The organism is Marinobacterium rhizophilum DSM 18822, assembly GCF_000378045.1.
Lineage (GTDB): Bacteria > Pseudomonadota > Gammaproteobacteria > Pseudomonadales > Balneatricaceae > Marinobacterium_A > Marinobacterium_A rhizophilum.
Window position 1 is genome coordinate 82,942 of record NZ_KB899092.1, and the last position, 22,240, is coordinate 105,181.

The window sequence follows — 22,240 nt, forward strand, 5'->3', positions numbered from 1 at the left end:
TGGCGCGCGTCAGGACTCACCGGGCAGCAGCGGGGCAAAGCTGGGTACAAATATCTGTTCGACTGGCGGGTGCAGGTGCGTGCGCTCCGGATAGCTGGCGCGAAGGCGTTCGTATTGATCCTGGGCACGCTGGTGCCATTCGTCGTAGGGCACCCCCTCGATGCGGTAATCCTCCACGCGGAAGCGACCATCGACGATCACGGTTTTAAAATCGCGGCCGCAGCCGTTCATGATCATGGTCTGGATGGGATCCACGCGCTGGCCAAGATGAAAGCCCGACAGGTCGAACACCGTGATATCGGCCTTGGCGCCAGCGGCCAGGCGACCGAGGTCGTCGCGCCCGAGTGCGCGGGCGCCATCCAGGGTGGCGGCGTTATAGAAGTCGGCGGCACTCGCTGCGAGGGCATCATCCTCCATAACCCGGTTGAGCATCACGCCGGCGTGCATGTTGCGAATCAGGTCTGCCGGGAAGGTGTCAGTGCCAAGGCCAATGTTGATGCCCCTGGCCCGCAATCGGCTGAAACTGTTCAGTGCCTTGCCACTGCGCCCGAATACGATGGGGCAGTGCACCAGGGTGCTACCGGAATCGCGCAGGCTGTCCAGTTCCCGTTCAATATTTTCGGGCCGGGCCTGGACGCCGCCCAGAAAGAGGCCGTGGGGCAGCAGGGTACGTGGGCCCAGAAAGCCGATATCCTGCAGCAGCCTCAGGGATGAGGTGCCAAAGCGCTGTTGCATCGTTTCCACTTCCAGCTGCGACTGGCAGCAGTGCAGCCGTATCGGGCACTGCAACAGGTTACTCGCGGCAATGCTGCGTTCCAGCAGTTCCTGTGTACAGCCCTCAATGCGGTCAGGGGCCAGCATGGCGCGCACTAGGCCGCCGTGACTGTTTTCGTAGGTTTGGGCAAAGCGAATGGCATCGTCGAGTCCCCGCAAGCCGCGGGCCTCGTCCCAGTGCATGTCGAAACGCCCATCAGGCCGTATCATCGAGAGCCCGGTGCGATAGGCCGGCCCCAGATAGACCCGCAAGCCCATTTCGGCGGCGATGTCAGCGGCGCGGGCAAACTCGTCGTAGGTTTCAGCCCATTCGCGGTACAGCAGGGAGGTGATGGGCAATGCCGTGGTGATGCCGTTATGCAGCAGCTGGGCATAGGCGTAGCGCTTCATGAAGTCTTCGTCGTTGCGGTCGTAGACCTCCCGAGATCCCCGTTCGACGTAACTGCTGGCCCAGACGCGGCCGCAGCGCCAGGCGGGACCGTTGTCAAACGCCAATACCGTGGAATCCAGGTCCGCCAATGCATCAAGATCGATAAAGCCCGGCCCGACGATGGCGTTGCCGGCATCGATCTCCCGGTCGACCGGACCGCTGTAGCCATAGCCACAGAAGATGATGCGGTCATCCTGATAGACCACTTCGCCATTTTCGAGCAGGCGGTGGCCGGTACCATCAAAGCCGATGACATAGCGGCCGGTAATGCGGGTGCAGCTCATGCCAGTTCTCCTCAATCAGACCAGACATTCGCCATTGCGGGCGACAATGCGTCCGGCCTTGCAGACCAGGCTGCGCGGCGGGCGGCTGACGATGGCGTGGGTGGGGGTTTCTGCGTCCACCAGGACGAAGTCGGCACTGCAGCCGGGCTCAAGACCGTAGTCGGTCACGCCTATGGTCCTGGCGCCGCCATAGCTGCAGATATCCAGAATCATTTCCAGTTCGTCGTCGTGGCGAAAGTTGCTGCGAAAGCCCATCAGCATGGCGCGTTCCAGCATGTCGGCATTGCCGTAAGGGCCCCAGGCATCACGGATGCCGTCCGAACCTGCGCAGATTTTGACACCGGCCTCGTACAGCCGCTTGATAGGGGGGAAAGCGATATGCCCGGGACCATGGGTCATGATGGTGATATCCAGCGCCTGAAACTGCGTGATCAGCTCGCCCAGCTGGGCTTCAGGGATCATTCCGAGGCAAAAGGCGTGGCTGATGGTCACCTTGCCGTGCATGCCCAGTGCCCGGGTGCGCTCCAGAATAAGCTCGATGGATGTTGCGCCCAGCTGGTCGGCTTCGTGCAGGTGAATGTCGATACCCACGCCCTTGCGATCGGCAATGTCAAAAATGCAATCCAGATGGCCGGCAGGGTCTCGGTCGATGGCGCCGGGGTCGATGCCGCCGACAAGATCGGCGCCGGAATCGATTGCGGCTTCCAGCAGCTCCCTGGTGCCGGGGCGGATCATCAGGCCGCTCTGGGGAAAGGCAACCAGTTGCAGCGTCATGCTGTCGCGGAAGGTTTCCTTGCTGGCCAGTACCGCTTCGATGCTGGACAGACCGATGTCGGTGTCCACATCCACATGGGTGCGTATATGGGTGGTACCCATGCGAATGGCCTGGCGGATCTGGTTGGCGGACTGCACCTCGGCGGACAGGTTCAGCTCGCGGCGCAGGCGGCGTTCGTTCTCGATCTTGTCGATGATGCGCGGGCCCGCCTGGTGGCGTTGCCAGCGCTGGCCCCAGAACGTTTTGTCGATATGGGTGTGGGCGTCGACCAAGCCAGGCAGCAACAACTGCCCGGCGCCTTCGATGGTGTCTGCTTCTTGCGCTTCGAGATCTGTGCCCAGGGCGGCTATCTGGCCGTCGCGTATCAGCAGGTCGGTGGCATTCCTGCCCAGCGGGCGTACATTTCGAATCAGCAGGCTGTTGTTATGCATTGTTTTATAAGCTCCTATCTCGAAAAAAGGCGAACAGCATCCCTGCGCGGCTCATTGCGGCAGCACGGGGTTGGGCAGGTCAGGTGGTCACGGGCGGCGTAGCCGCACGTGCGGATCAGGCAAATACTTTCTTTAGATCGACCTGCTGTTCCTGTGGCGGGTCCAGGTCGAGCTGATTTTGGAGTTCAGTCAGATGAGCGTCCATGATCTCAACGGCCTGTTCGATGCGGTGTGCGGCGATGGCGTCGATCAGATCGTGGTGTTCGCAACAGGCGCGATCGCCCGCGCTGCGGCCATTGGCTGAGTGCGAGCGCTGATAAAGCGCAACGATAAGTGACGCGCGGGAAATGATTTCGTGCAAAAACTGATACAGCACAGGACGCTTGGCCAAGGCGCCAATCAGGAGGTGGAACTCCCCCGATAGCCGGATGCGCAGGCTGTTGTCGCCGTCGCTGTGGGCCTGGTGTTCTCGCTCAACGTGTTTTTCGAGGATCTGGCGGTCCATTGGGCTGCACTTTTGCGCCAGCTCGCGCACCATTTCGAGTTCCACCAGGCGACGGGTCTTGAAGACTTCCTGCGCTTCTTCACGGCCAGGTTTGGCGACAAAGGCGCCGCTGTTGGGAATCAGCGTGACCAGGTGGTGATGGGCCAGTTGCTGCAGCAGCTTGCGGACATTGCCCCGGCTGAGGTCAAAGGATTCGCACAGGTCATCCTCCTTGAGCCGTGTTCCCGGCAGCAACCTGTGCGAAACGATAGCCCCCCAGACACGCTGGTAGGCGGCATCAAGCTGACTGTTTACAGACGTCTTGGCAGTGCCCATGGCAAGTACTCGCTTTGTATCTGCATCTATTGGTAAGGCGCAGCGGATGAGTGCTGTGTGGTCCCCGCAAGTCCATCTAAACGGGAGCGCGGGGACATTCAGAAGCTAGGCTAGCGTTCTTGTGATAACGATGCAACCTGTAATTGTTAACGATAATGCCGGTTCGGCACGCATCCTGCCGTGCCTGCCGTCAAATCAGCGTAAGTGAAATAAAATCGGGCCTTATGGCCGCGGGCGCTGGTGTCTTTAAGTGGCTGAAGTACTATAAAAAATGCCAAATAGTTGCCGTTATGGTCAGGTTTGGAGGGATTTTTTGCTTGACACCCGTCGCAGGCTGATATCTATTGAATGCAAGATTGTTAACGATTTATAAATTATCGTTAACCTGTCGGGGTCGAATCTGGCGCAGTAATACAGGTGTCAGTTTCGGCAGAACATAGATGGCAAGAGCAGCGATAACGAGAGAATAATAATGCGAAAAAAACTGCTTAGTGTAGCAATGACCCTGACTCTGGGACTTGGCGCGGCGATGCCCTCGCTGGCCAATACCCTGCGCATCTCGGAAGCTTCCGATATTGCTTCGCTGGATCCCTATTCGGTGACCGAGAGCAATACTCTGGGTTTTCTGCATCATATTTACGAGCCCCTGGTGCGCTACAACGCCGAGCTTAAGCTTGAGCCTGCGCTGGCGACCCGTTGGGAGGTCGTCGAGCCTAATGTCTGGCGATTCGAGCTGCGTGAGGGTGTCACCTTCCATAATGGCAATACACTCAACGCCGATGACGTAGTGGCCTCGATCAAGCGGGCCATTGATCCCAACGCGCCGATTCGCATCAATGTGCCGACAGTGGTGGATGCCCGCAAGGTGGGCGAGATGAGCGTCGATATCGTGCTGAGTACGGCGGATCCGCTGCTGCTGAACTACCTCACCAATGTGTATATCTTCGACAAGGAGTGGATGACCGAGAACAATGCTCTCCAGGCGATTGACCTGCGCAAGGGCGAAGAGAACTATGCCACCACCCATGCTAACGGTACGGGCCCCTTCAAGCTGGAAAGCCGTCAGCCCGATGCCAAAACCGTGCTGGAGGTCAATCCGCAGTGGTGGGACAAGGTGCAACATAACCTGACCCGCATCGAGTTCACCCCCATCTCGTCTGATGCTACCCGTGTGGCGGCCCTGCTGTCGGGCGAGATCGATCTGATGTACCCGGCGCCGCTGCAGGACATCAAGCGTATTGACTCCACCGCGGGTGTCCAGGTACTGCAGGCACCGTCGCTGCGCACCATCATGTTCGGCATGAATCAGCGCGACGAACAGCTGCACGATTCCGATATCAAGGGCAAGAATCCGCTCAAGGACGCGCGGGTGCGCAAGGCCTTGTACCAGGCCATTAATATGGAACTGATCCAGAAAAAGGTGATGCGCGGCAATTCCCGCAATTCCGCCCTGGTGGTGGCGCCGGAAGTGCCGGGCTACGAAGCGGCGCTCAACGAGCGCTTTCCGTTTGACGCCGCCGCGGCAAAGGCGTTGCTGGCCGAGGCAGGCTATCCCGATGGTTTTCGGGTGGGGCTGGACTGCACCAACGATCGCTACGTGAATGACGAGGAAATCTGCCAGGCGGTCGTCTCCATGTGGGCCAGGGTCGGCATAAAGGCCAATCTGACGGCCCAGAGCAAGGGTAATCACTTCCAGAAAATGCTCAGTGGCGGATCGGATATCTACATGTTCGGCTGGGCGACCCTGCCCATGCTCGATACGTTCAGCGCACTGACGGGCTTTCTGGCAACGCCGGCCGAGAAACTGGGCACCTGGAATCCGGGTGGCTATTCCAATGCGCGCATAGATGAGCTCATCGGCCAGATTTCCAGCGAACTGGACGAGCCCAAGCGCCGCGCAATGCTGGCGGAAACGCTAAAAATTGCCCGCGATGAGGTCGCACTGATTCCGCTGCACCAGCAACCGTTGTCCTGGGGTATCCGTGAGGGCATCACGTTACCGCAGACGCCGGACGACAAGCCACGCCTGTGGTACGCGAAGGTTAACTGACAGGTGCGGCCGGCCGTTGGGGCCGGCCGCCTGGTAATCCTTAACCGTTATCCGCAGGAGTCATTCCCATGCTTAGTTTTCTAATTCGTCGGCTGGGGCAATCGATGCTGGTGATGCTGGCCGTGGCGTTGCTGGCGTTCAGCATGTTCCGCTTCGTCGGTGATCCGGTCACCAACATGCTGTCCCAGGATGCGTCAGTCGAGGAGCGCGAACAGTTGCGCGACAGTCTCGGTCTGAGCGAACCGCTCTACGTGCAGTTTTCCACCTTTGTCGTGCAGGCCGCCCAGGGCGATTTCGGCATATCGTATCGTAACCAGCGTCCGGTGTCGGAACTGATCGCCGAGCGCATGCCGGCCACGCTGGAACTGGTTGCGGTAGCCTTTATCATCTCGCTGCTGGTCGGGGTCCCCATGGGGGTCTATTCGGCCCTCAAATCCCACAGCTGGCTGAGTCATGTGTTTCAGACGCTGTCCCTGGTCGGCATATCCCTGCCGACCTTTGTCACCGGTATTCTGCTGATCCTGACCTTTTCCGTCACCCTTAACTGGTTGCCATCCTTTGGCCGTGGCGAGGTGGTGAATATTGGCTGGTGGAGTACTGGCCTGCTGACCGCCAGCGGCCTCAAGTCGCTGATCTTGCCGGGTATCATGCTGGGTCTGTTCCAGGTGACCCTGATCATGCGCCTGGTACGTGCCGAGATGATGGAGGTGCTGCGCACCGACTATATCCGTTTTGCACGGGCGCGGGGTCTGAGCAATCGTGCCGTTAACTTTGGTCATGCGCTGAAAAATACCCTGATGCCGGTGATCACCATTATCGGCCTGCAGCTGGGCGCCATGATTGCGTTCGCCATCATCACTGAAACCGTGTTCCAGTGGCCCGGAATGGGCTTCCTGTTTATTCAGGCGGTGAGTTTCGTCGATATCCCGGTGATGTCGGCTTACCTGCTGCTGGTGTCGCTGATCTTCGTGGTGATCAACATCATCGTCGACATGCTGTACTTCCTGCTGGATCCGCGCCTGTGCGCCGATCGTGGCACAGCTAATTCGCACTAGGACGGGCTTGAGCATGACGGGTATCCATAGCTTTGTTTCACCGTGGGGAGAGCAAATACCATGCAACGCTTAATGACGATGCGGGATGACTGGCACCGCTTTCTGGACAGTGACCTTTTCTACAGTTTCAAGGGCTCGCGGATTACCGTGGTGGCCGCACTGGTGACGGTGCTGATGATTCTGGCGGCGCTGTTCGCGCCCTGGATCGCGCCTCATAACCCCTTTGATGTCGCCACGCTCGATCTGATGGACAGCGAGCTGCCGCCCATGTGGCTGGAGGGTGGCGACGCGCGCTTCCTGCTGGGCACCGACAGCCAGGGCCGCGATGTCTTGTCGTCCATGCTGTACGGTCTGCGGGTCTCTCTGGTGGTGGGTTTTGCCGGTGTCTTCGTGGCCATGATTATTGGCGTGAGCCTTGGCCTTTTAAGCGGCTTTCTCGGTGGTGTGGTGGATACCTTCATCATGCGGGTGGCCGACATGATTCTGAGCTTTCCGGCCATTTTGGTGGCGCTGCTTATCAACGGTGTGGCGCTGAGTTTTCTGCCCCAGGAAGTGATGCACGATTCCGCCATCTATGTGCTGGTACTGGCCATTGCCATGACCAGTTGGGTGCAGTATGCCCGCACGGTAAGGGGCTCCACCATGGTGGAAAAGTCCAAGGAGTATGTTCAGGCCGCCAAGGTAATCGGGCTGCATCCGCTGCTGATCATGATCCGCCATGTCCTGCCGAATGTGCTCGGGCCTGTGCTCGTGATCGCCACCATCAACCTGGGTCTGGCGATCCTGACCGAGGCGATGCTGTCGTTCCTGGGTGTGGGCATGCCGCCGACCGAACCGTCACTGGGGACCCTGATTCGAATCGGCAACGAGTTTTTGTTTTCCGGGATCTGGTGGGTGGTGATCTTTCCGTCGCTGACGCTGGCGCTGCTGGTGCTGGCCGTCAATCTGCTGGGTGACTGGCTGCGCGATGCGCTGAACCCAAAACTGCGCTGAGAGGACCTAAGCATGAATAACAACAAGACAGACGGTGGAACAGACAGCGGCGCCCTGCTCGATGTTAAAGACCTGCGTATCGAGTTTCCGACTCGTCGCGGCATCCTGACGGCCATTGACGGTGTTTCTCTGCGGCTGAATTCCGGCGAAATTCTTGGGGTAGTGGGGGAGTCGGGTGCTGGCAAGTCTCTTACCGGAACAGCGATTACGGGGCTGCTGGAACGTCCCGGGCGCATCGCCGGCGGTGAGATTCACTTTAACGGCCAGCGTATTGACAACCTGCCGGCCGAGGCCATGCGCAAGCTGAGGGGCAAACAGATCGGATCCATCTTTCAGGACCCGCTGACCAGTCTTAATCCGCTGTACAGCGTGGGCCGTCAGCTGATTGAGACCATTCGCACCCACACTGATCTTACGCCGCGCCAGGCGCGGGCGCGGGCGATAGAGATGCTGACCCAGGTCGGCATACCGGCGCCCGAGCAGCGTATCGACCAGTATCCGCATCAGTTCTCCGGTGGCATGCGCCAGCGGGTGGTGATTGCGCTGGCGCTCTGTGTCAATCCAAAGCTGGTGATAGCCGATGAGCCGACCACGGCGCTGGATGTCTCGGTGCAGGCCCAGATTATTGAGCTACTTAAACAACTGTGTCGTGAGCACGGCTCGGCGGTCATGCTGGTGACCCATGACATGGGGGTCATCGCTGAAACCTGCGATCGGGTGGCGGTGATGTACGCCGGTCGCCTGGTGGAAGTTGGCCCGGTGCAGGAAGTGGTCAAGCAAGCCCGCCATCCCTATACCCGTGGCTTGATGGGCTCCATTCCCAAGCTCGGCGATGAGGTGGAGCATTTGGTGCAGATTGATGGCGCCATGCCGCGCCTGAGCCATATTCCCAAAGGCTGTGCCTTTAATCCGCGCTGCCCCTATGCCACAGCGCGCTGCCGGGAGGAAAAGCCTGAGTTCGCCCAGGCCGGTCAGGGCGAGGTGGCCTGCTGGCTGTGGGACGGAGTGAATCCTGCCACCGATCCAGACACCCTGTTTGCCGAGGTCAGCCAGGCTCAGCGCGCCAAAAAACAGATGAATGCAGTCAGGCCGGCGCCAAAAACGTCCGTGCAGAACTGCGGGCAGGAGGTGTGATGATGAACGCGATTGTAGCTCAAGACTCCATGGTCGCAGGGGCCGAAGAAACCGCAGCACCAATCCTGCGGGTACGTGGCCTTAAGCGTCACTTCGATGTATCGCCACCCTGGCTTAACCGGGTGCTGGAACGCAGGCCGCGCCAGTTCCTGCGGGCAGTGGATGGTATCGACTTTGAAATTCGCAAGGGCGAAACGTTCGGTCTGGTGGGCGAGTCCGGTTGTGGAAAATCGACGGCGGCGCGCCTGGCGGTGGGTCTCTATGCGCCCAGTAGCGGCAGTATCGAATTCGAGGGGGTGGATATCGGGCCCCTTAGCCGCAAACAGATGGCGCCGCTGCGCAGTCGCATGCAGATGATCTTCCAGGACCCGTATGCCAGCTTCAATCCGCGCTGGCGGGTAAGCAAGATTATCGCTGAGCCCATCCGCGTGTTCGGGCTTCTGAAAACCGCGGCAGAGGTCGATGCCCGGGTGGCCGAACTGCTCACCCAGGTGGGCCTGATGCCCGCGGATGGTGACAAGTATCCCCACGAATTCAGTGGCGGCCAGCGCCAGCGCATCTCCATTGCCCGGGCGCTGGCCAGCAATCCTGACTTTATCGTCTGCGATGAGCCGACCTCGGCGCTGGATGTGTCAGTACAGGCGCAGATTCTCAACCTGATGCGGGACCTGCAGCGCCAGTACCGTCTGACATTTCTGTTTATCAGCCATGATCTGGCGGTGGTGTTTCATATCTCCGATCGCGTCGGGGTCATGTACCTGGGGGCCATGGTGGAGCAGGCACCTGCGGCCGAGTTGCTGCGTAATCCGCGCCATCCCTATACGCGGATGCTGCTGGATGCGATTCCGGATCTCGATATGAGCGGTCGGGCCCGCACGCCGGTCAGTGGCGAGGTGCCAAGCCCCATTTCACCGCCCAGCGGCTGCACCTTCCATCCGCGCTGCCCTCATGCCAATGCACGCTGTTCCGTCCAACGCCCCGCCACCATCGTCACCGATGGTGGCGGGCAGGTGGCCTGCCACGCCGTGGAAGAGGGGCGTATCTAAAGGTTGCTGTAACGTTTTTCAAAAGGTTGTGCCTTCGGTGTCTCATTGGCCCGCCGGTCACTTCGAACGGGCGGGACCTTTATTGGCCCGTATTAATCACATCGAGTACATGAGGGCTGCCTCGACAGGGCGCCCGTCATGTTGAGCGAGCGGGCCTGTTCCCGCCTGGAGACCCATGATGGAATTTGATTTCACCCGCCTGAGCAAACAGGAAAAATACAAGCTGTTGGTGAGCTTTGTGGTGCCGCGTCCAATCGCGCTGGTGACCAGCCGCTGCCCTGATGGCATTAACAATGCTGCGCCCATCAGCTTTTTCAATGTGTTCAGCGACGAGCCGCCACTACTGATTCTCGGCATTCAGCACAAACCCGACGGGACGCCCAAGGATACGACGCGCAACATCCGCGCCACCGGGGAGTTTGTCGTCAACATGGTGGACGAGGGTATCGCGCGTCAGATGATTGTCTCGTCGATTGACTTCCCGCCTGAGGTGGACGAAATGGACGCCTCGGATCTGACCTGTGCCGATAGCAGCCAGGTAATACCGGGGCGCATTCTGGAGGCACCGGTGGCATTTGAATGCCGTCTGGAGCGCAGTGTGGAGTACCCCAACCGTTCCATCATCTTTGGGGAGGTGGTGAACATGCACGTGCAGGACCAGTATATTGATGCCGAATGTCTGCGTGTGCGCTCGCCTGCCTACTGCCCGATTTCGCGCATGCACGCCGATACCTATACCTCGACGCAAGACCAGTTCCAGTTGCCCAGGGTCAGTTACGAGGAGTGGCTGTCCAGCCGCGAGCTCAAGCTTGATCATGTCTGACACGCCTGGTCCGGCTTTATGAAAAAGGTAAGGCAGCACTGGACGGGCGGGATCGCGCTGGGGGCTGCCGTAACCTGGCCATGCGTGCTACATTCAAATCATGTCCGTATCCCGATCTGCCATTGATACCAAACCGTACGCCCGGGCAGGGCAGGCGGATCGCACCAAAATTCTGCTGAGGTGCCTGCACCTGGCCGTCGGCTTGCTGGGCCTGTTGGCATTTCTGGCGGCGGGACTCTATCTGTATCTCGAACTGCCCGATCGTACCCAGACCGTTCAGGTTCACAACATCATGAACCGCGCCAACCATATCTATCTATTGTGCGCAGTACTGCTCAATGTGCAGCTGGGGTGTTACCTCAGTGTGCTGAACTTGCGCTTCGCACGGGGCCTGCAATGGCTGGGATCGATACTGTTGATGATCGCTCCCGTGCTGTTGCTGCTGGCGATCTTTGACGAGCCCGTCTCGGCCGGCCCTGAGCTGCCCTATGCGTTACCGGCGGTTGCGGCCCTTTTTGCCGGTGTGGTCCTGCATGCCGCCGCACGCGTGCTGGCACGGCGCCAGAGTCGCTGAAGCGGCATGAACTACCTGGCCCACTTCCACCTTGCCGCCTGTGCGGGCAGTTCGCTGACCGGTAATTATCTCGGCGATACGGTCAAGGGGTCTGCCCTGGAAGCCTGGCCTGCGGTGATAGAGGAGGGCATCCGCCTGCACCGCAGTATCGATGCCTTTACCGACCACCACCCCGATGTCGTGCGCACTCTCGCCCTTTTTGAGCCGCCACGGCGTCGTTTCGCCGGTATTATTCTGGATATGGCGTTCGACCATTTCCTGGCCCTGCACTGGTCATCTTTTCACCGTACCCCCCTGACACAATTTAGCCGTACCGTTTACGCAGAGTTGGCGCAGAATGCGCCCCTGATGCCCAGCGTTGCACGTCTGCGTTTCGAGCGTATGCGCGACCATGACTGGTTGCTGAACTATCAGCGTATCGAGGTGATTGATCGGGCGCTGGATGCCATCGCCGGCCGCCTGAGCCGGCGTACCGCGCTTTTTGGCGCGGTAGAGGACATTGAACGCCACTATGGCGCACTGGAAGCGTCGTTTCTGTGTTTTTATCCGCAACTGCTGCACTGGGTGCAGCAGCGCGATGCCGGGCAGGACCGCCGAGGGCTGAGCCCCGGCGGTTAGTGGTTCAATGCGGGCCTCAGGCCTGGCGCAGGGCCACAGTGATTGCCTGCAGGCGGGGGAAACCTGCAACGATGGCAATCAGGGCCGCCAGTCCCAGCAGCCAGCAGTAATAGATGCTGCCAATGAGTTCCAGTGGCGACAGCGCGGCAATGGAGCCAGCCAGCAGCACCTGGGCACCATAGGGCAGCATGCCCTGTATCACACAGGAGAATATGTCCATCAGGCTGGCGCTGCGCCTGGGATCCACGTCGTGGCGCAGGGCAATGTCCCGCGCCAGCGAACCGCTCAGAATGATGGCCACGGTGTTGTTGGCGGTACAGAGGTTGGCCAGCACGACGCTGGCGGCAATGCTGATTTCGCCGCTGCGGCGCTTGCTGCCCCGGGCCAGGCGATCGATCATGCGGGCCAGAAACTCCAGGCCGCCCTGATGTTTCATCAGCGCACCGAGGCCGCCGATCAGTAGCGACAGAATCAGGATTTCCTGCATGCTGGTGTAGCCGGCGTAGATATCCGCCGAGAGGCTCGCCAGGCTGTAGTCGGCAACCTGCAGCAGGCCCACCAGGCCTGCCAGCACAATGCCGCTAAACAGCACCAGCATCACGTTCAGTCCCGAAATGGCCAGTACCAGCACCGCAACGTAGGGCAGTACCTTGATCAGGTCGTAGTCCCCGGGTGCAACGATGCTGCCGCCGCTGCTTTGCAGGTACAGTACCACCAGGGTCAGGAGTGCTGCCGGAACGGCAATCATGAAGTTGACCCGAAACTTGTCGCGCATCTCGCAGCCTTGGGAACGGGTGGCCGCGATGGTGGTGTCAGAAATGATCGACAGGTTGTCGCCGAACATGGCACCGCCAATCACAGTGCCGACCGTCAGCGTCAGGGGCAGATCGGTTGCCTCGGACAGGCCAACGGCCACCGGCGCAATGGCGGCGATGGTGCCCATGGAGGTGCCCATGGAGGTGGCGACAAAGGCGGTAATCACAAAGAGGCCTGGCAGTACCAGTGACTCGGGCACCACGCTGAGACCGAAGTTCACGGTGGCGTCAACGCCGCCCACGGCCTTTGCGACACTGGCAAAGGCGCCGGCCAGCAGGTAGATGATGCACATGGTAATGATGGTGTTGTCGCCCACACCCTTGATAAACGTCTCAATGCGGCTGTTGAGCGCGCCGCGTTCAAGTAGCAGCGCCAGTACAATGGCGGGCAGAATCGCCACCGGTGCGGAGATCTGATAAAAGGCGAAGTCCGTGTCCTGGGCCTGGTAGTACAGGCCGCTGCCGATAAACAGCGCCAGGAACAGCAGCAGGGGTAGCAGGGCGATCGCTCTGGGTTGCATCGCAGTCTCCAAGAGTATGGCCGCCTTGTAGGCGACGGAAAAAACAGGGCGTTGGGTAATTCGCCGTTGTGGTCAGGGTTCGCTGCAGTGTGGCTGCGGTGATGATTCTGACGGCTAGCGCGGCATTATACGGATTGCGAACGCCGTGACTAAAGACTGTTTCCGTATGGCTATATTCTATTAAATTATTAATAATTGTTTTTATATAACCACAGCTGTATTCGTAACGCTGGCACCGGGCGTCACTTACGGCTAAAGTACCTGTTTATTTATACAGCTATCGATTGCATGATACTTTATATCGCAGAAAAACCGAGCCTCGGCCGGGCTATCGCCGATGTCCTGCCGCGGCCACACCAAAAAGGCGATGGCTTCATTCGGGCTGGCAACGGCGATACGGTGAGCTGGTGCATCGGTCATCTGCTGGAGCAGGCCGAGCCCGACGCTTACGACCCGGCCTTCAAGCAATGGCGTCTGGAGCATTTGCCGATTGTGCCGCAGCAATGGCAGCTGACGCCCAAGCCCAAGACGCGCAAGCAGCTAACGGTGTTGCGCAAGCTTGTGAAGGAGGCGGATCAGCTGGTGCATGCCGGTGATCCGGATCGCGAAGGCCAGCTGCTGGTCGATGAAGTGATTGAGTATCTGGGGGTCAAGGATGCCAAGCGCGCGGCGGTGCAGCGTTGCCTGATCAGCGATCTGAATCCGGATGCCGTGCGACGTGCGCTGCAACGTTTGCGTCCAAACCCCGAGTTTGTCCCGTTGTCGATCTCTGCGCTGGCCCGTTCGCGTGCCGACTGGCTGTACGGGCTCAACCTCACGCGTGCCTATACCATCCAGGGGCGCAAGGTGGGCTACGACGGTGTGCTCTCCGTCGGGCGGGTCCAAACGCCATTGCTGGGGCTGGTGGTACGCCGGGATCAGGCCATTGCCGCCTTTGTACCCAAACCATTCTACGAGGTACTGGCGCATTTACTGACGGATGCGCAGCAGGCCTTTCATGCCAAGTGGCAACCCAGCGATGCCTGTGCACCCTACCAGGATGAAGAGGGGCGGGTGCTGTCCAAACCCCTGGCCGAAAACGTGGTACGACGCATTTCGGGACAACCCGGTACGGTACTCGAGGTCGAGAAGAAACGTCGCCGTCAGGCTGCACCGCTGCCCTATAGCCTGTCGAGCCTGCAGATCGATGCGGCCAAGCGCTTTGGGCTCAGCGCCAAGGAAACCCTGGATCTTTGTCAGAGTCTGTACGAGAAGCACAAGCTGATCACCTATCCCCGTTCCGACAGTCGCCATCTACCGCTGGAGCATCTGGCCCGCGCACCACAGGTGCTGGGTGCCATCGGCCACAATTGCGAGGCGCTGAAAGACGCACTGGCCGCAACGGACAGCCGCAGAAAAAGTCAGGCCTGGAACGACAAGAAGGTGGACGCGCACCATGCCATCATTCCCACCGAGAAAAAGCAGGGCAGCAGTGCTCTGCAGGCACGGGAGCGGCAGCTGTACGAACTGATTGCACGCCAGTATGTGGGGCAGTTTCTGCCAGATTTCGAATACTTTGAAACCCGGGTCGAAATCGACATTGCCGGCGGGCGCTTTCGGACCCAGGCGCGGGAAGTGATCGTGCCTGGCTGGAAACCGTTTTTTCAGCGCCAGGAGCGTGCGGACGATGATGCGGCACAGTTGCTGCCCCCGCTCAGCGTAGGTCAGGTGCTGCAGTGCGAACGCGGTGAACTGGTGGAGAAAATGACCCAGCCGCCAAAACACTTCACCGATGCGACGCTGCTGGCAGCCATGACCGGCATTGCCCGCTTTGTAGAAGATCGATCCATCCGCCAGATATTGAAGGATACCGATGGATTGGGAACCGAGGCGACCCGTGCCGGCATCATCGAATTACTGTTCCGGCGTGGTTTTCTGGAGCGCCGCGGCAAGTCGATTCATGCCACGCCCGCCGGATGCGGCCTGATCGACAGCCTGCCACGGCAAACCACGCTGCCGGACATGACGGCCCAGTGGGAGGCACGACTTGAGGCGATCTGCCAGCGCGAGGGAAGCTATGCCCAGTTTATGGAGGCGCTGCTGACTGCGCTGGGCGAGCTGGTTCAGACCGCCAGCAATACCTTGCCCCAGGGGTTGCAGGGTGTTCGAAGCAGCACGCCGGGACGGAGCAAGCGGCGCACCGCTGCAACGGGCCGAAAGGCCAAAGCCAGGCCGGGCGACGCATCATCTGCAGCACCTGCCCGCAAGACGCCAGCACGGCGCCGCGCAAGGCCAAAATCCACCACCTGAACGGGTTAAACAGTCCTCGACGGGCTGTCTTGCCGCACGGGCGGGGTGTACCCTGTGCTGCCGCGCAGCGGCTCCACGCCAAGGCCTTCAATTCCGGGTTTTATCAATCTGAGAGAATGACCACATGGATCTGGTTTTGTCACCGGGACTGCTGGCGGCACTGTTTGGTGTTGCGCTGCTGGCGGGGTTTATCGATACCATCGCCGGTGGAGGCGGCCTGCTGACACTGCCGGCGCTGTTACTCGCCCAGGTGCCGCCGGTGTCGGCGTTGGCGACCAACAAGCTGCAAAGCTCTTTCGGCAGTTTAACCGCTGCACTGACGATGCTACGCCGGGGAATCGTCAAGGTGGATGATATTCGCGGTCTCGTATTCTCAAGCCTGGTCGGGTCTGTGTTTGGGACGGTGCTCGTGCAGTTTGTGGACCCGGGCATTCTGGTACTGTTGATTCCGCTCATTCTGGTGCTGATCGCGCTGTATTTTACACTGGTGCCGACGGCGGGCCTTGAAGAAACCACAGCCCGCATGAGTCGGCGCAAATACTGCTTTACCCTGGCGCCGTTGATCGGGTTTTACGACGGCTTCCTGGGGCCGGGCACAGGATCCTTTTTCGCTTTCAGCAAAATCTGGTTCAGGGGGCGTAATCTGCTGGGTGCCACCGGGGCGGCCAAGGTCATGAATTGCGCCAGCAATATTGCTTCACTGGTGGTTTTTGTGGCGGGTGGAAAGGTGATCTGGAGTCTGGGTGCGGCCATGATAGGCGGGCAGATTCTGGGCGCACTGATTGGCAGTCACACCATGATTCGCCACGGCAGTCGGATCATTCGTCCGTTGGTGGTGGGCATGTGCCTGTTAATGGCGGCGAGTTATCTGTGGAAAAATCTTGTGTAAGGCGCGGATGAGGAGAAGCCGTGCGGACTAGGTTGCCCTTCAGGGCAAAGGACGTTGCGTTTGTTTGAATGGCTGACGCACAGGGCGTTATGAAGCGGTGTGATTACAACAGGGATGCTTGAAAAGCGGCGGCACCGGGGCAATTCTCAGGAATGGAATTTGCCCCGGCGACGGCTATGGGCGCGCAAAATTAGTGCCCGAAAAGTGAATTTTGATTGACGGTACGGCTGAACCCGACACGGGAAAAAACTGTACGCAATGCGGCCATGAAACGTGCCTTCTGCAGCCTGCGTTTTTCGGCCTTTTCAGCAGCAGCTTCTTCGCGGGCAATACGGAAAATGTACTCGATTTCAGTTTCGCGACGGCTGTTCGGGTTGCTGACGGGCGAGTTCATGTGCCAGTTGTAGTAAGTGAAATCGTTGTGCATGTTGATGTTCTCCAAGTTAAGGTTTGCGCTGTTTAAGGGAGTTTCCCTGTCAGACTGTTAGCGCTATCTGACTGGGTGTAGATTACTGTTTTTACGCATGTGCAACAAATGATCCTTTTTTTGTCAAATGATGAGATATAGTCATCTATTGTTTTTGTAAGTCGGCCGAGTAGTCATTCTCTTTTCTCGTTTTAGTGAAAAACTTATTAAATAACAGTTACTTAAGATTTATTAAGTATCTTTGTTAAGAAAATAAGACGATTGAGAAATATGACTGGCGAACAATTTTCATTGATAAAAGTCCGCTAGGCAGTTCGCCGAGGGTACGCAGTCGTGCTGAAGAGGCGAGAAGAAAGCGCAGACTGTTGCGGCTCATAATGCACCCGTTAGTGACAACAGCGCCGAGGCCGGTTATCGGACCTGACCTCGACGTTGTGGTGTTGATACTCCCGCTGCGGTTAACCCGACAGGAGCTAGGATGCCAGCTCCTGCCACAATTTTTCATCATTCTGGTACTCAGCGGCCATTCGATTGACGCCAATGTCTCGCAGAGTATGGTGATCTAGCTGTTGCAGTCTTGGGTGATCGGCAGGCGTCTTGCGTTGCTGCAGTTCTCCCATTTTCCGGATCAGCTGCTTGATAATGCTCATCTGTTGTTCCTCCAGCGCTGGGGCGTAATACAGGGTCCGGGGCTAATCCTTGCCCTTGCAATGCCGGGCGAAGTGTCGAGTCGTTGAGCGATACTGAGAATCATCACTCGTCTTAAGGCAGTTCATCCATTCGCTCAAGGCGACGGACCCGGTGGCACCTTGTCTGGCCCGTGCCTAGGCCGCCTGCTGGACGCTGTCAAAGGCGGCCAGAATGGGTTTCAGGGCCTGTTGGATTCTGTTCAGCTGGCTGTCGCAGGTTAGCTCTGCAAGTACCCTGGAAAAGCGGGGATGCTGCACACCCGAAACGATAAATTGCCACCGGTAGGCTTTTTGCAGGGTTGCCCGAATGCACGCCTGTTCGGTGGCGCTGCAGGTTTGAGCGGTATTGCGGCAGAAATAGTCGGCATCGCTGTCGGCCTGGGCACAGACAATATTGTCGACAGCGGCCACCAGGTCGATCAGGTCATCGACGGCCTGGTCCCGCTCTGCTTCACAAAGCCGTGCGTCTTCGCGTCGCCATTCGATCTCATCCATGATCGCGTGCTGTGATTCCTCTCGCCAGTGGTATAGGAATACGTCCTTGAAAAGTGGCGACATCTGCATGTCCGGTGCGATGCTTTGTTTGTAATGCAGCTGGGTGAACAACTCGATATGGCAGGTCAATGCCAGTACAGCCCAGGTTGATTTGCTGAGTACCGCCTCTGCAACCGCGTTGGGTTCGGGTGCGAAGCAGTAGCCCGCAGGCAGTGCAGCGGCGGCCATCTGCTCAATGCGGCGGAAGAGTTCCTGGTGCTTGAGTTCTTCGTCGCTAAAGCGAACCAGGCCTTCGAGGGCAACCTGGTCATTCAGCAGGTAGTCGTGGCTCAGTTCGATGACCTTGGCGCAGATGAAGCGCTCGACCAGACCGAACACGTTGGCGTAGGTGCGTCCCTGGATCTGACTTAACAGCCGTTTATCGTCATCAGTCAGAAAGTCCAGATCCTGTATGCAGGAGAGGCCATCAGGCAGAAATTTGCGGTCGGCATCGAGCACGCGGCCCCGGATCAGATCCTGCTCGATCTCCCAGCGCATGCGTTTCGAAGCATCAATGCAGCGGGCATACTGTTCGGTACGGGTGTTCATGTTAGCGGTCCTCGTCTTGTTGTTTTACTGACGGTATCCAGACTAACGGGCGGAGGTATTCAGACGATGTCTGTAGTGTTTATCTTTGTAACTGTTTTGTAGTGGCGGGGATGGAAGTGTTTCTGGTGGATCAGGGCGCTAAAAGCTCGCTCAGGGTCTGGCGCAGGCGGTCTGTGTCGACCGGCTTGCGAAAGAACGCGTGTATGCCGGCCTGGCGCAGGGCTGCATCATCGGTATCTTTGGCGAATCCACTATAGAGAATCATTGGCAGATCGGGCCGCAGGGCCCGTATTTCACGGGCCAGGTCGATACCCGTCATGTCCGGCATGGTCTGGTCTGTAATGACTATATCGAACTCTTCGGCACGGCTGTTCATCAGCGTCAGCGCGTCCGGACCGCTATAGCAGATACTGACCTGCAGACCCCAGGTGCTGAGCAGGTCTGCCATGAATTCGGCCACCGTGGCTTCGTCATCCACCAGCAGCACATGCCCGCGCATTTTGGTTTTCTGTTGCGCTTTTTCGACATTGGCAGTGTCATCCGGCAGGCGGTACTGGCAGGGCGGCAGCAGAATATGGAAATTTGCGCCTGCCTGGGGGGCTGTATTGACCAGTATGTGGCCGTGATGCTCGTGCACAATGCCATGTATCATGGCCAATCCCATGCCACTTCCCTGGCCTGCAGTCTTGGTTGAATAAAAGGGCTCAAAAATGCGCTCCAGGGTTTGGGCATCCATTCCGGAGCCCGTATCGGCGACCTGCAGCTCAATATAGTCACCCGCCAGCGTGGCATGGCAGGAAGCGCAGATCTGATCCTGAACCTGCAGGCTGCCCAGTGATACATGGATTTCGCCGCAGCCGTTAAGGGCATCACGGGCGTTGATACACAGGTTCATCAGGATTTGTTCGATCTGCATCGGGTCCGCGAGTACGGCAGGCAGGCGCGCGCCCAGCTGTTCGGTGAGCTGAATGCCTGGCGGCAGAATGGCGTCCATCATGCGCAGGCCGTCATAAACCGGGTCGGACAGCTGGATTGGGCGTCGTTGTCCCTGCTGTCCTCGGCTGAAGGTGAGCAATTGCTGAATCTGGTGACTTGCCCGCTGATTGGCCGCATGGATTCGATCCAGGTAGCGGAGCATGACGGGATCCTTGTAACCCGCGGCCTGTTCCTGGGCGAGTACGATATAGCCCATCACGGTGGTGAGAATGTTATTGAAATCATGGGCGATTCCGCCGGTGAGTTGGCCGATGGCCTGCATCTTTTGCGCCTGGCGTAACTGCGACTGCAGTCGTTTTTCCGTTGCAACGGCCTGTACGCGGTCCCGAATATCACGCAGGTAACCGATAAAAATCGTTTCGTCGCCTTCGTCACGGGCGACCTCTATGGTGAGTTCGACAGGGATTTCCTCGCCGTTGGCGGCAAGTGCGGGTACCTCCACCCGGCGTCCGAGATAGTCGCCTTTCCCGCAGGAAAGAAAGCGGGCCAAACCGGCTTTGTGTCCGTCCCGAAAGCGTGCTGGGATCAGCATATCAGCCAGGGGCTTGCCAATCACCGCGCTCTTCCTATAGCCAAAACAGGCCTCTGCGGAAGGGTTTAGATCGATAATGTTACCGTTGCTGTCCATGCTGATGATCGAGTCGAGCGCGGCTTCGAATATGGTTCGATAACGAATTTCAGACCGCTTGTGCGCGCTGGTGTACTGCTGGCGTTCCAGTTCCAGTGCCGCGCGAGTGGAGAAAATACGCAACACCGGCTGAATCATATCCTCGTCCTGCAGTGGCCTGTCATTCATGACGGCCATTAGCCCGAGGGTGTTGCCCTGTGAATCGAACAGGGGAATGGCGGCATAGCTTTCGATGCCAAGTTCGACCAGGTGGGGGTCGGGAAAAAGTTGGCGCATGTTGCGGGGGAAGTAGCGATATTGCAGGCCGATGACTTGTTCGCAGGGGGTACCGACCAGGTCATACTCATAGCTGTCGACGAACCGGCCAAGGCTGTATGCAGCGATGACCTGGACACGACGGGTATCGCCAGGCAGCAAGGTGCCGATGAGGGCATGCTGCACACCGAGTGCGAGCGTCATGCGTCGCACCAGTTGCTTGAAGATATCGCCGCCTGCCTGGCAGGTGACGGCTTCGGCCGCCTGAAACAAAGCCTCGCGCAGGCGCTGTTCTTCAATGGAGTGTTTCATGACGGCATCCGCATTCGGCGTTTCCATAGGCTGCAGTGTATCAGCCGGTCGGCGGAGAGATGGCGTTATGAGACCGATTGCAACAATTGATACAAGATAGAAACAAAGGCTTTATTCAGTGGTGGGTATGAACATGTAGCCGCTGCCGCGCACGGTACGAATGCAGCGGGGGCGTTCCGGGTCGGATTCTATCTTGCGCCGTAACCGGGCTATGCGAATGTCGATGCTGCGATCGTTCGGATCCCAGTCGCGATTCTGGGTGAGATTGAGAATCTGGTCTCGGCTCAGAACGCGATTGGGCCGGTCGATCAGAATCTGGAGCAGTTCGAACTCCATCTGTGTCAGTGCCAGTTCCTCATCACCCGGCCCGAACAACTGCTGTGACAACAGGTCCAGCGTACAGCGGCCCACCCGGACCCTCTGTGACGGCTCGGCGCCGGTATTCGGGGTCGTGACTGGAAGTTTCTCATAGCGGCGCGCCACGCTTCGAACCCGGGCCAGTAATTCGCGCGGATCAAAAGGTTTGGCTAGGTAGTCGTCGGCACCGATTTCAAGGCCGACGATACGGTCCACGGCTTCGCCGGCGGCTGAAATGATGATGATGCCGATATCCAGGTGTTCGCGAATGTAACGGGCCAGCGAAAGCCCGTCTTCTCCCGGCATGCTGATATCGAGCAGGACTACCGAGGGCTTCTGTTGCGCCAGCAATGTGCGAGCAGCGGCCGCATTCTCGGCCTCAAGTATTCCGTACCCCTGCAGCTTGAGGTAATCGCTGATCATTTCGCGAATCGCGGCATCATCGTCGATCACTAGTACCGAGTGTTCGCTCTCTGTGATCATGTAAAGCTCCCCAGAGATGCTTGCGACGCCTTTACTCGGGTAGGCGATGTAACCGGGCGGTGACTTCCTTGCTGATCTTTCCATCCAGTATTCGTGTGTAGGCCAGATCCATATCGCCATCGTCGCGCAGTGTGCGGTCGTAGGTTTGCATGTCGTAAGAGCCCTCATTGGTAATCATCAAGGCATATACAGTGAGTGTCTTGTTGTGAATGCGGGCCCAGACGAAGGGATCCCCGGCCAGTGGATCCAGGGGAATATGCTTGCCAAAAACATTCATGCGCATGGCCGAGGCGTAGACGGCGCCACGGCGCGTCTTTCGAAACAGGATGCGGTAGGTGTGTTCCTTGAGCGTCAGGTCGTCCCGTTTTACCCGCGTGCCCCAAGACACTTCGAAGTTATCGTCTTTGGGTTCTATCCCGACCGTCAGCTGTCTGAGGTCGGCTTCGCCACTGACCTGAGCATCCGCAGTACCGGCGTAATGACCGTAAAATGCCTCTATTTCCAGATCCTCGGCATACAGCGGGCCTGCCAGGAACAACAGTGACAAGGTCAGCAGAGAAATTAGTTGGCGCATACGGTGTTCCATTCAGTGTAGTGTTCTTTTATGCAGGGTAGCAGACGGTGTTTGTCTATGAGCGCTGCCCCCATGAATCCTGTTGCAGTGTCTTTAATTTGGCAAGTATAGCGTT

General features: G+C 58.6%; 20 protein-coding genes. 10 read left to right on the top strand and 10 right to left on the bottom strand.

Annotation, left to right across the window (positions count from 1 at the left end):
* Positions 1-9: 9 nt before the first annotated feature.
* The 3 genes from F451_RS0105215 to F451_RS0105225 all read right to left on the bottom strand — a co-directional run bounded on the left by F451_RS0105215 (position 10) and on the right by F451_RS0105225 (position 3,514).
* Positions 10-1,488, bottom strand: coding sequence for an amidohydrolase family protein (locus F451_RS0105215; RefSeq protein WP_020680296.1), 1,479 nt, complete (start codon positions 1,486-1,488; stop codon positions 10-12).
* Positions 1,489-1,503: 15 nt separating this feature from the next.
* The gene (locus F451_RS0105220) at positions 1,504-2,694 is read right to left on the bottom strand and encodes an amidohydrolase family protein (protein ID WP_020680297.1); all 1,191 of its coding nucleotides are present in this window, start codon (positions 2,692-2,694) and stop codon (positions 1,504-1,506) included.
* A 115-nt stretch (positions 2,695-2,809) separates the two neighbouring features.
* The gene (locus tag F451_RS0105225; protein WP_020680298.1) at positions 2,810-3,514 is read right to left on the bottom strand and encodes a GntR family transcriptional regulator; all 705 of its coding nucleotides are present in this window, start codon (positions 3,512-3,514) and stop codon (positions 2,810-2,812) included.
* Positions 3,515-3,986: 472 nt separating this feature from the next.
* Here F451_RS0105225 and F451_RS0105230 point away from each other — a divergent pair, with 472 nt between their 5' ends.
* From F451_RS0105230 to F451_RS0105265, 8 genes are all read left to right on the top strand, one after another.
* Positions 3,987-5,564: an ABC transporter substrate-binding protein gene (locus F451_RS0105230; RefSeq protein ID WP_026291521.1), complete on the top strand. Its 1,578-nt coding sequence runs from the start codon at positions 3,987-3,989 to the stop codon at positions 5,562-5,564.
* A 68-nt stretch (positions 5,565-5,632) separates the two neighbouring features.
* Complete coding sequence (locus F451_RS0105235; RefSeq protein WP_020680300.1) at positions 5,633-6,619, top strand: ABC transporter permease; 987 nt, start codon at positions 5,633-5,635, stop codon at positions 6,617-6,619.
* A gap of 60 nt (positions 6,620-6,679) precedes the next feature.
* Entirely contained in the window at positions 6,680-7,612 is a 933-nt protein-coding gene (locus tag F451_RS0105240; protein ID WP_205623969.1) for an ABC transporter permease, read from the top strand.
* Positions 7,613-7,624: 12 nt separating this feature from the next.
* A complete protein-coding gene (locus F451_RS0105245) occupies positions 7,625-8,746 on the top strand; it encodes an ABC transporter ATP-binding protein (protein ID WP_020680302.1) in 1,122 nt (373 codons plus the stop codon).
* Between the two features lie 2 nt (positions 8,747-8,748).
* The gene (locus F451_RS0105250; RefSeq protein WP_156826379.1) at positions 8,749-9,792 is read left to right on the top strand and encodes an ABC transporter ATP-binding protein; all 1,044 of its coding nucleotides are present in this window, start codon (positions 8,749-8,751) and stop codon (positions 9,790-9,792) included.
* Positions 9,793-9,967: 175 nt separating this feature from the next.
* The gene (locus F451_RS24885) at positions 9,968-10,615 is read left to right on the top strand and encodes a flavin reductase family protein (protein WP_205623970.1); all 648 of its coding nucleotides are present in this window, start codon (positions 9,968-9,970) and stop codon (positions 10,613-10,615) included.
* Between the two features lie 100 nt (positions 10,616-10,715).
* Entirely contained in the window at positions 10,716-11,189 is a 474-nt protein-coding gene (locus tag F451_RS0105260; RefSeq protein ID WP_020680305.1) for a hypothetical protein, read from the top strand.
* A 6-nt stretch (positions 11,190-11,195) separates the two neighbouring features.
* Positions 11,196-11,807, top strand: a complete 612-nt coding sequence (locus F451_RS0105265) for an acyl carrier protein phosphodiesterase (protein ID WP_020680306.1) — start codon at positions 11,196-11,198, stop codon at positions 11,805-11,807.
* 16 nt (positions 11,808-11,823) lie between these two features.
* Here F451_RS0105265 and F451_RS0105270 read toward each other — a convergent pair whose 3' ends face one another.
* The gene (locus tag F451_RS0105270) at positions 11,824-13,143 is read right to left on the bottom strand and encodes a Na+/H+ antiporter NhaC family protein (RefSeq protein WP_020680307.1); all 1,320 of its coding nucleotides are present in this window, start codon (positions 13,141-13,143) and stop codon (positions 11,824-11,826) included.
* A gap of 288 nt (positions 13,144-13,431) precedes the next feature.
* On the opposite strand from F451_RS0105270, the gene F451_RS0105275 reads away from it, so the two are divergent.
* Positions 13,432-15,432, top strand: coding sequence for a DNA topoisomerase III (locus F451_RS0105275; protein WP_020680308.1), 2,001 nt, complete (start codon positions 13,432-13,434; stop codon positions 15,430-15,432).
* A 124-nt stretch (positions 15,433-15,556) separates the two neighbouring features.
* A complete protein-coding gene (locus tag F451_RS0105280) occupies positions 15,557-16,321 on the top strand; it encodes a TSUP family transporter (protein WP_020680309.1) in 765 nt (254 codons plus the stop codon).
* Positions 16,322-16,511: 190 nt separating this feature from the next.
* Here the strand turns inward: F451_RS0105280 and F451_RS0105285 are convergent, their stop codons facing one another.
* The 6 genes from F451_RS0105285 to F451_RS24890 form a co-directional block, all read right to left on the bottom strand.
* Positions 16,512-16,748 carry a hypothetical protein gene (locus F451_RS0105285; protein ID WP_156826380.1) on the bottom strand — a complete coding sequence of 79 codons (237 nt, stop codon included), beginning with the start codon at positions 16,746-16,748 and terminating at the stop codon, positions 16,512-16,514.
* 473 nt (positions 16,749-17,221) lie between these two features.
* Complete coding sequence (locus F451_RS27590) at positions 17,222-17,398, bottom strand: hypothetical protein (RefSeq protein ID WP_020680311.1); 177 nt, start codon at positions 17,396-17,398, stop codon at positions 17,222-17,224.
* A gap of 174 nt (positions 17,399-17,572) precedes the next feature.
* A complete protein-coding gene (locus tag F451_RS0105295) occupies positions 17,573-18,520 on the bottom strand; it encodes a hypothetical protein (protein WP_020680312.1) in 948 nt (315 codons plus the stop codon).
* 130 nt (positions 18,521-18,650) lie between these two features.
* Entirely contained in the window at positions 18,651-20,711 is a 2,061-nt protein-coding gene (locus F451_RS0105300; protein WP_169434453.1) for a hybrid sensor histidine kinase/response regulator, read from the bottom strand.
* A gap of 111 nt (positions 20,712-20,822) precedes the next feature.
* Positions 20,823-21,551, bottom strand: coding sequence for a response regulator (locus F451_RS0105305; protein ID WP_020680314.1), 729 nt, complete (start codon positions 21,549-21,551; stop codon positions 20,823-20,825).
* Positions 21,552-21,582: 31 nt separating this feature from the next.
* The gene (locus F451_RS24890) at positions 21,583-22,125 is read right to left on the bottom strand and encodes a hypothetical protein (protein WP_020680315.1); all 543 of its coding nucleotides are present in this window, start codon (positions 22,123-22,125) and stop codon (positions 21,583-21,585) included.
* Positions 22,126-22,240 lie beyond the last annotated feature (115 nt).

Coding starts and splice junctions, on each gene's coding strand:
- F451_RS0105215 (WP_020680296.1), bottom strand. CDS start 1,488: ATGAGCTGCACCCGCATTACCGGCCGCTATGTCATCGGCTTTGATGGT.
- F451_RS0105220 (WP_020680297.1), bottom strand. CDS start 2,694: ATGCATAACAACAGCCTGCTGATTCGAAATGTACGCCCGCTGGGCAGG.
- F451_RS0105225 (WP_020680298.1), bottom strand. CDS start 3,514: ATGGGCACTGCCAAGACGTCTGTAAACAGTCAGCTTGATGCCGCCTAC.
- F451_RS0105230 (WP_026291521.1), top strand. CDS start 3,987: ATGCGAAAAAAACTGCTTAGTGTAGCAATGACCCTGACTCTGGGACTT.
- F451_RS0105235 (WP_020680300.1), top strand. CDS start 5,633: ATGCTTAGTTTTCTAATTCGTCGGCTGGGGCAATCGATGCTGGTGATG.
- F451_RS0105240 (WP_205623969.1), top strand. CDS start 6,680: ATGCAACGCTTAATGACGATGCGGGATGACTGGCACCGCTTTCTGGAC.
- F451_RS0105245 (WP_020680302.1), top strand. CDS start 7,625: ATGAATAACAACAAGACAGACGGTGGAACAGACAGCGGCGCCCTGCTC.
- F451_RS0105250 (WP_156826379.1), top strand. CDS start 8,749: ATGAACGCGATTGTAGCTCAAGACTCCATGGTCGCAGGGGCCGAAGAA.
- F451_RS24885 (WP_205623970.1), top strand. CDS start 9,968: ATGATGGAATTTGATTTCACCCGCCTGAGCAAACAGGAAAAATACAAG.
- F451_RS0105260 (WP_020680305.1), top strand. CDS start 10,716: ATGTCCGTATCCCGATCTGCCATTGATACCAAACCGTACGCCCGGGCA.
- F451_RS0105265 (WP_020680306.1), top strand. CDS start 11,196: ATGAACTACCTGGCCCACTTCCACCTTGCCGCCTGTGCGGGCAGTTCG.
- F451_RS0105270 (WP_020680307.1), bottom strand. CDS start 13,143: ATGCAACCCAGAGCGATCGCCCTGCTACCCCTGCTGCTGTTCCTGGCG.
- F451_RS0105275 (WP_020680308.1), top strand. CDS start 13,432: ATGATACTTTATATCGCAGAAAAACCGAGCCTCGGCCGGGCTATCGCC.
- F451_RS0105280 (WP_020680309.1), top strand. CDS start 15,557: ATGGATCTGGTTTTGTCACCGGGACTGCTGGCGGCACTGTTTGGTGTT.
- F451_RS0105285 (WP_156826380.1), bottom strand. CDS start 16,748: ATGCACAACGATTTCACTTACTACAACTGGCACATGAACTCGCCCGTC.
- F451_RS27590 (WP_020680311.1), bottom strand. CDS start 17,398: ATGAGCATTATCAAGCAGCTGATCCGGAAAATGGGAGAACTGCAGCAA.
- F451_RS0105295 (WP_020680312.1), bottom strand. CDS start 18,520: ATGAACACCCGTACCGAACAGTATGCCCGCTGCATTGATGCTTCGAAA.
- F451_RS0105300 (WP_169434453.1), bottom strand. CDS start 20,711: ATGAAACACTCCATTGAAGAACAGCGCCTGCGCGAGGCTTTGTTTCAG.
- F451_RS0105305 (WP_020680314.1), bottom strand. CDS start 21,551: ATGATCACAGAGAGCGAACACTCGGTACTAGTGATCGACGATGATGCC.
- F451_RS24890 (WP_020680315.1), bottom strand. CDS start 22,125: ATGCGCCAACTAATTTCTCTGCTGACCTTGTCACTGTTGTTCCTGGCA.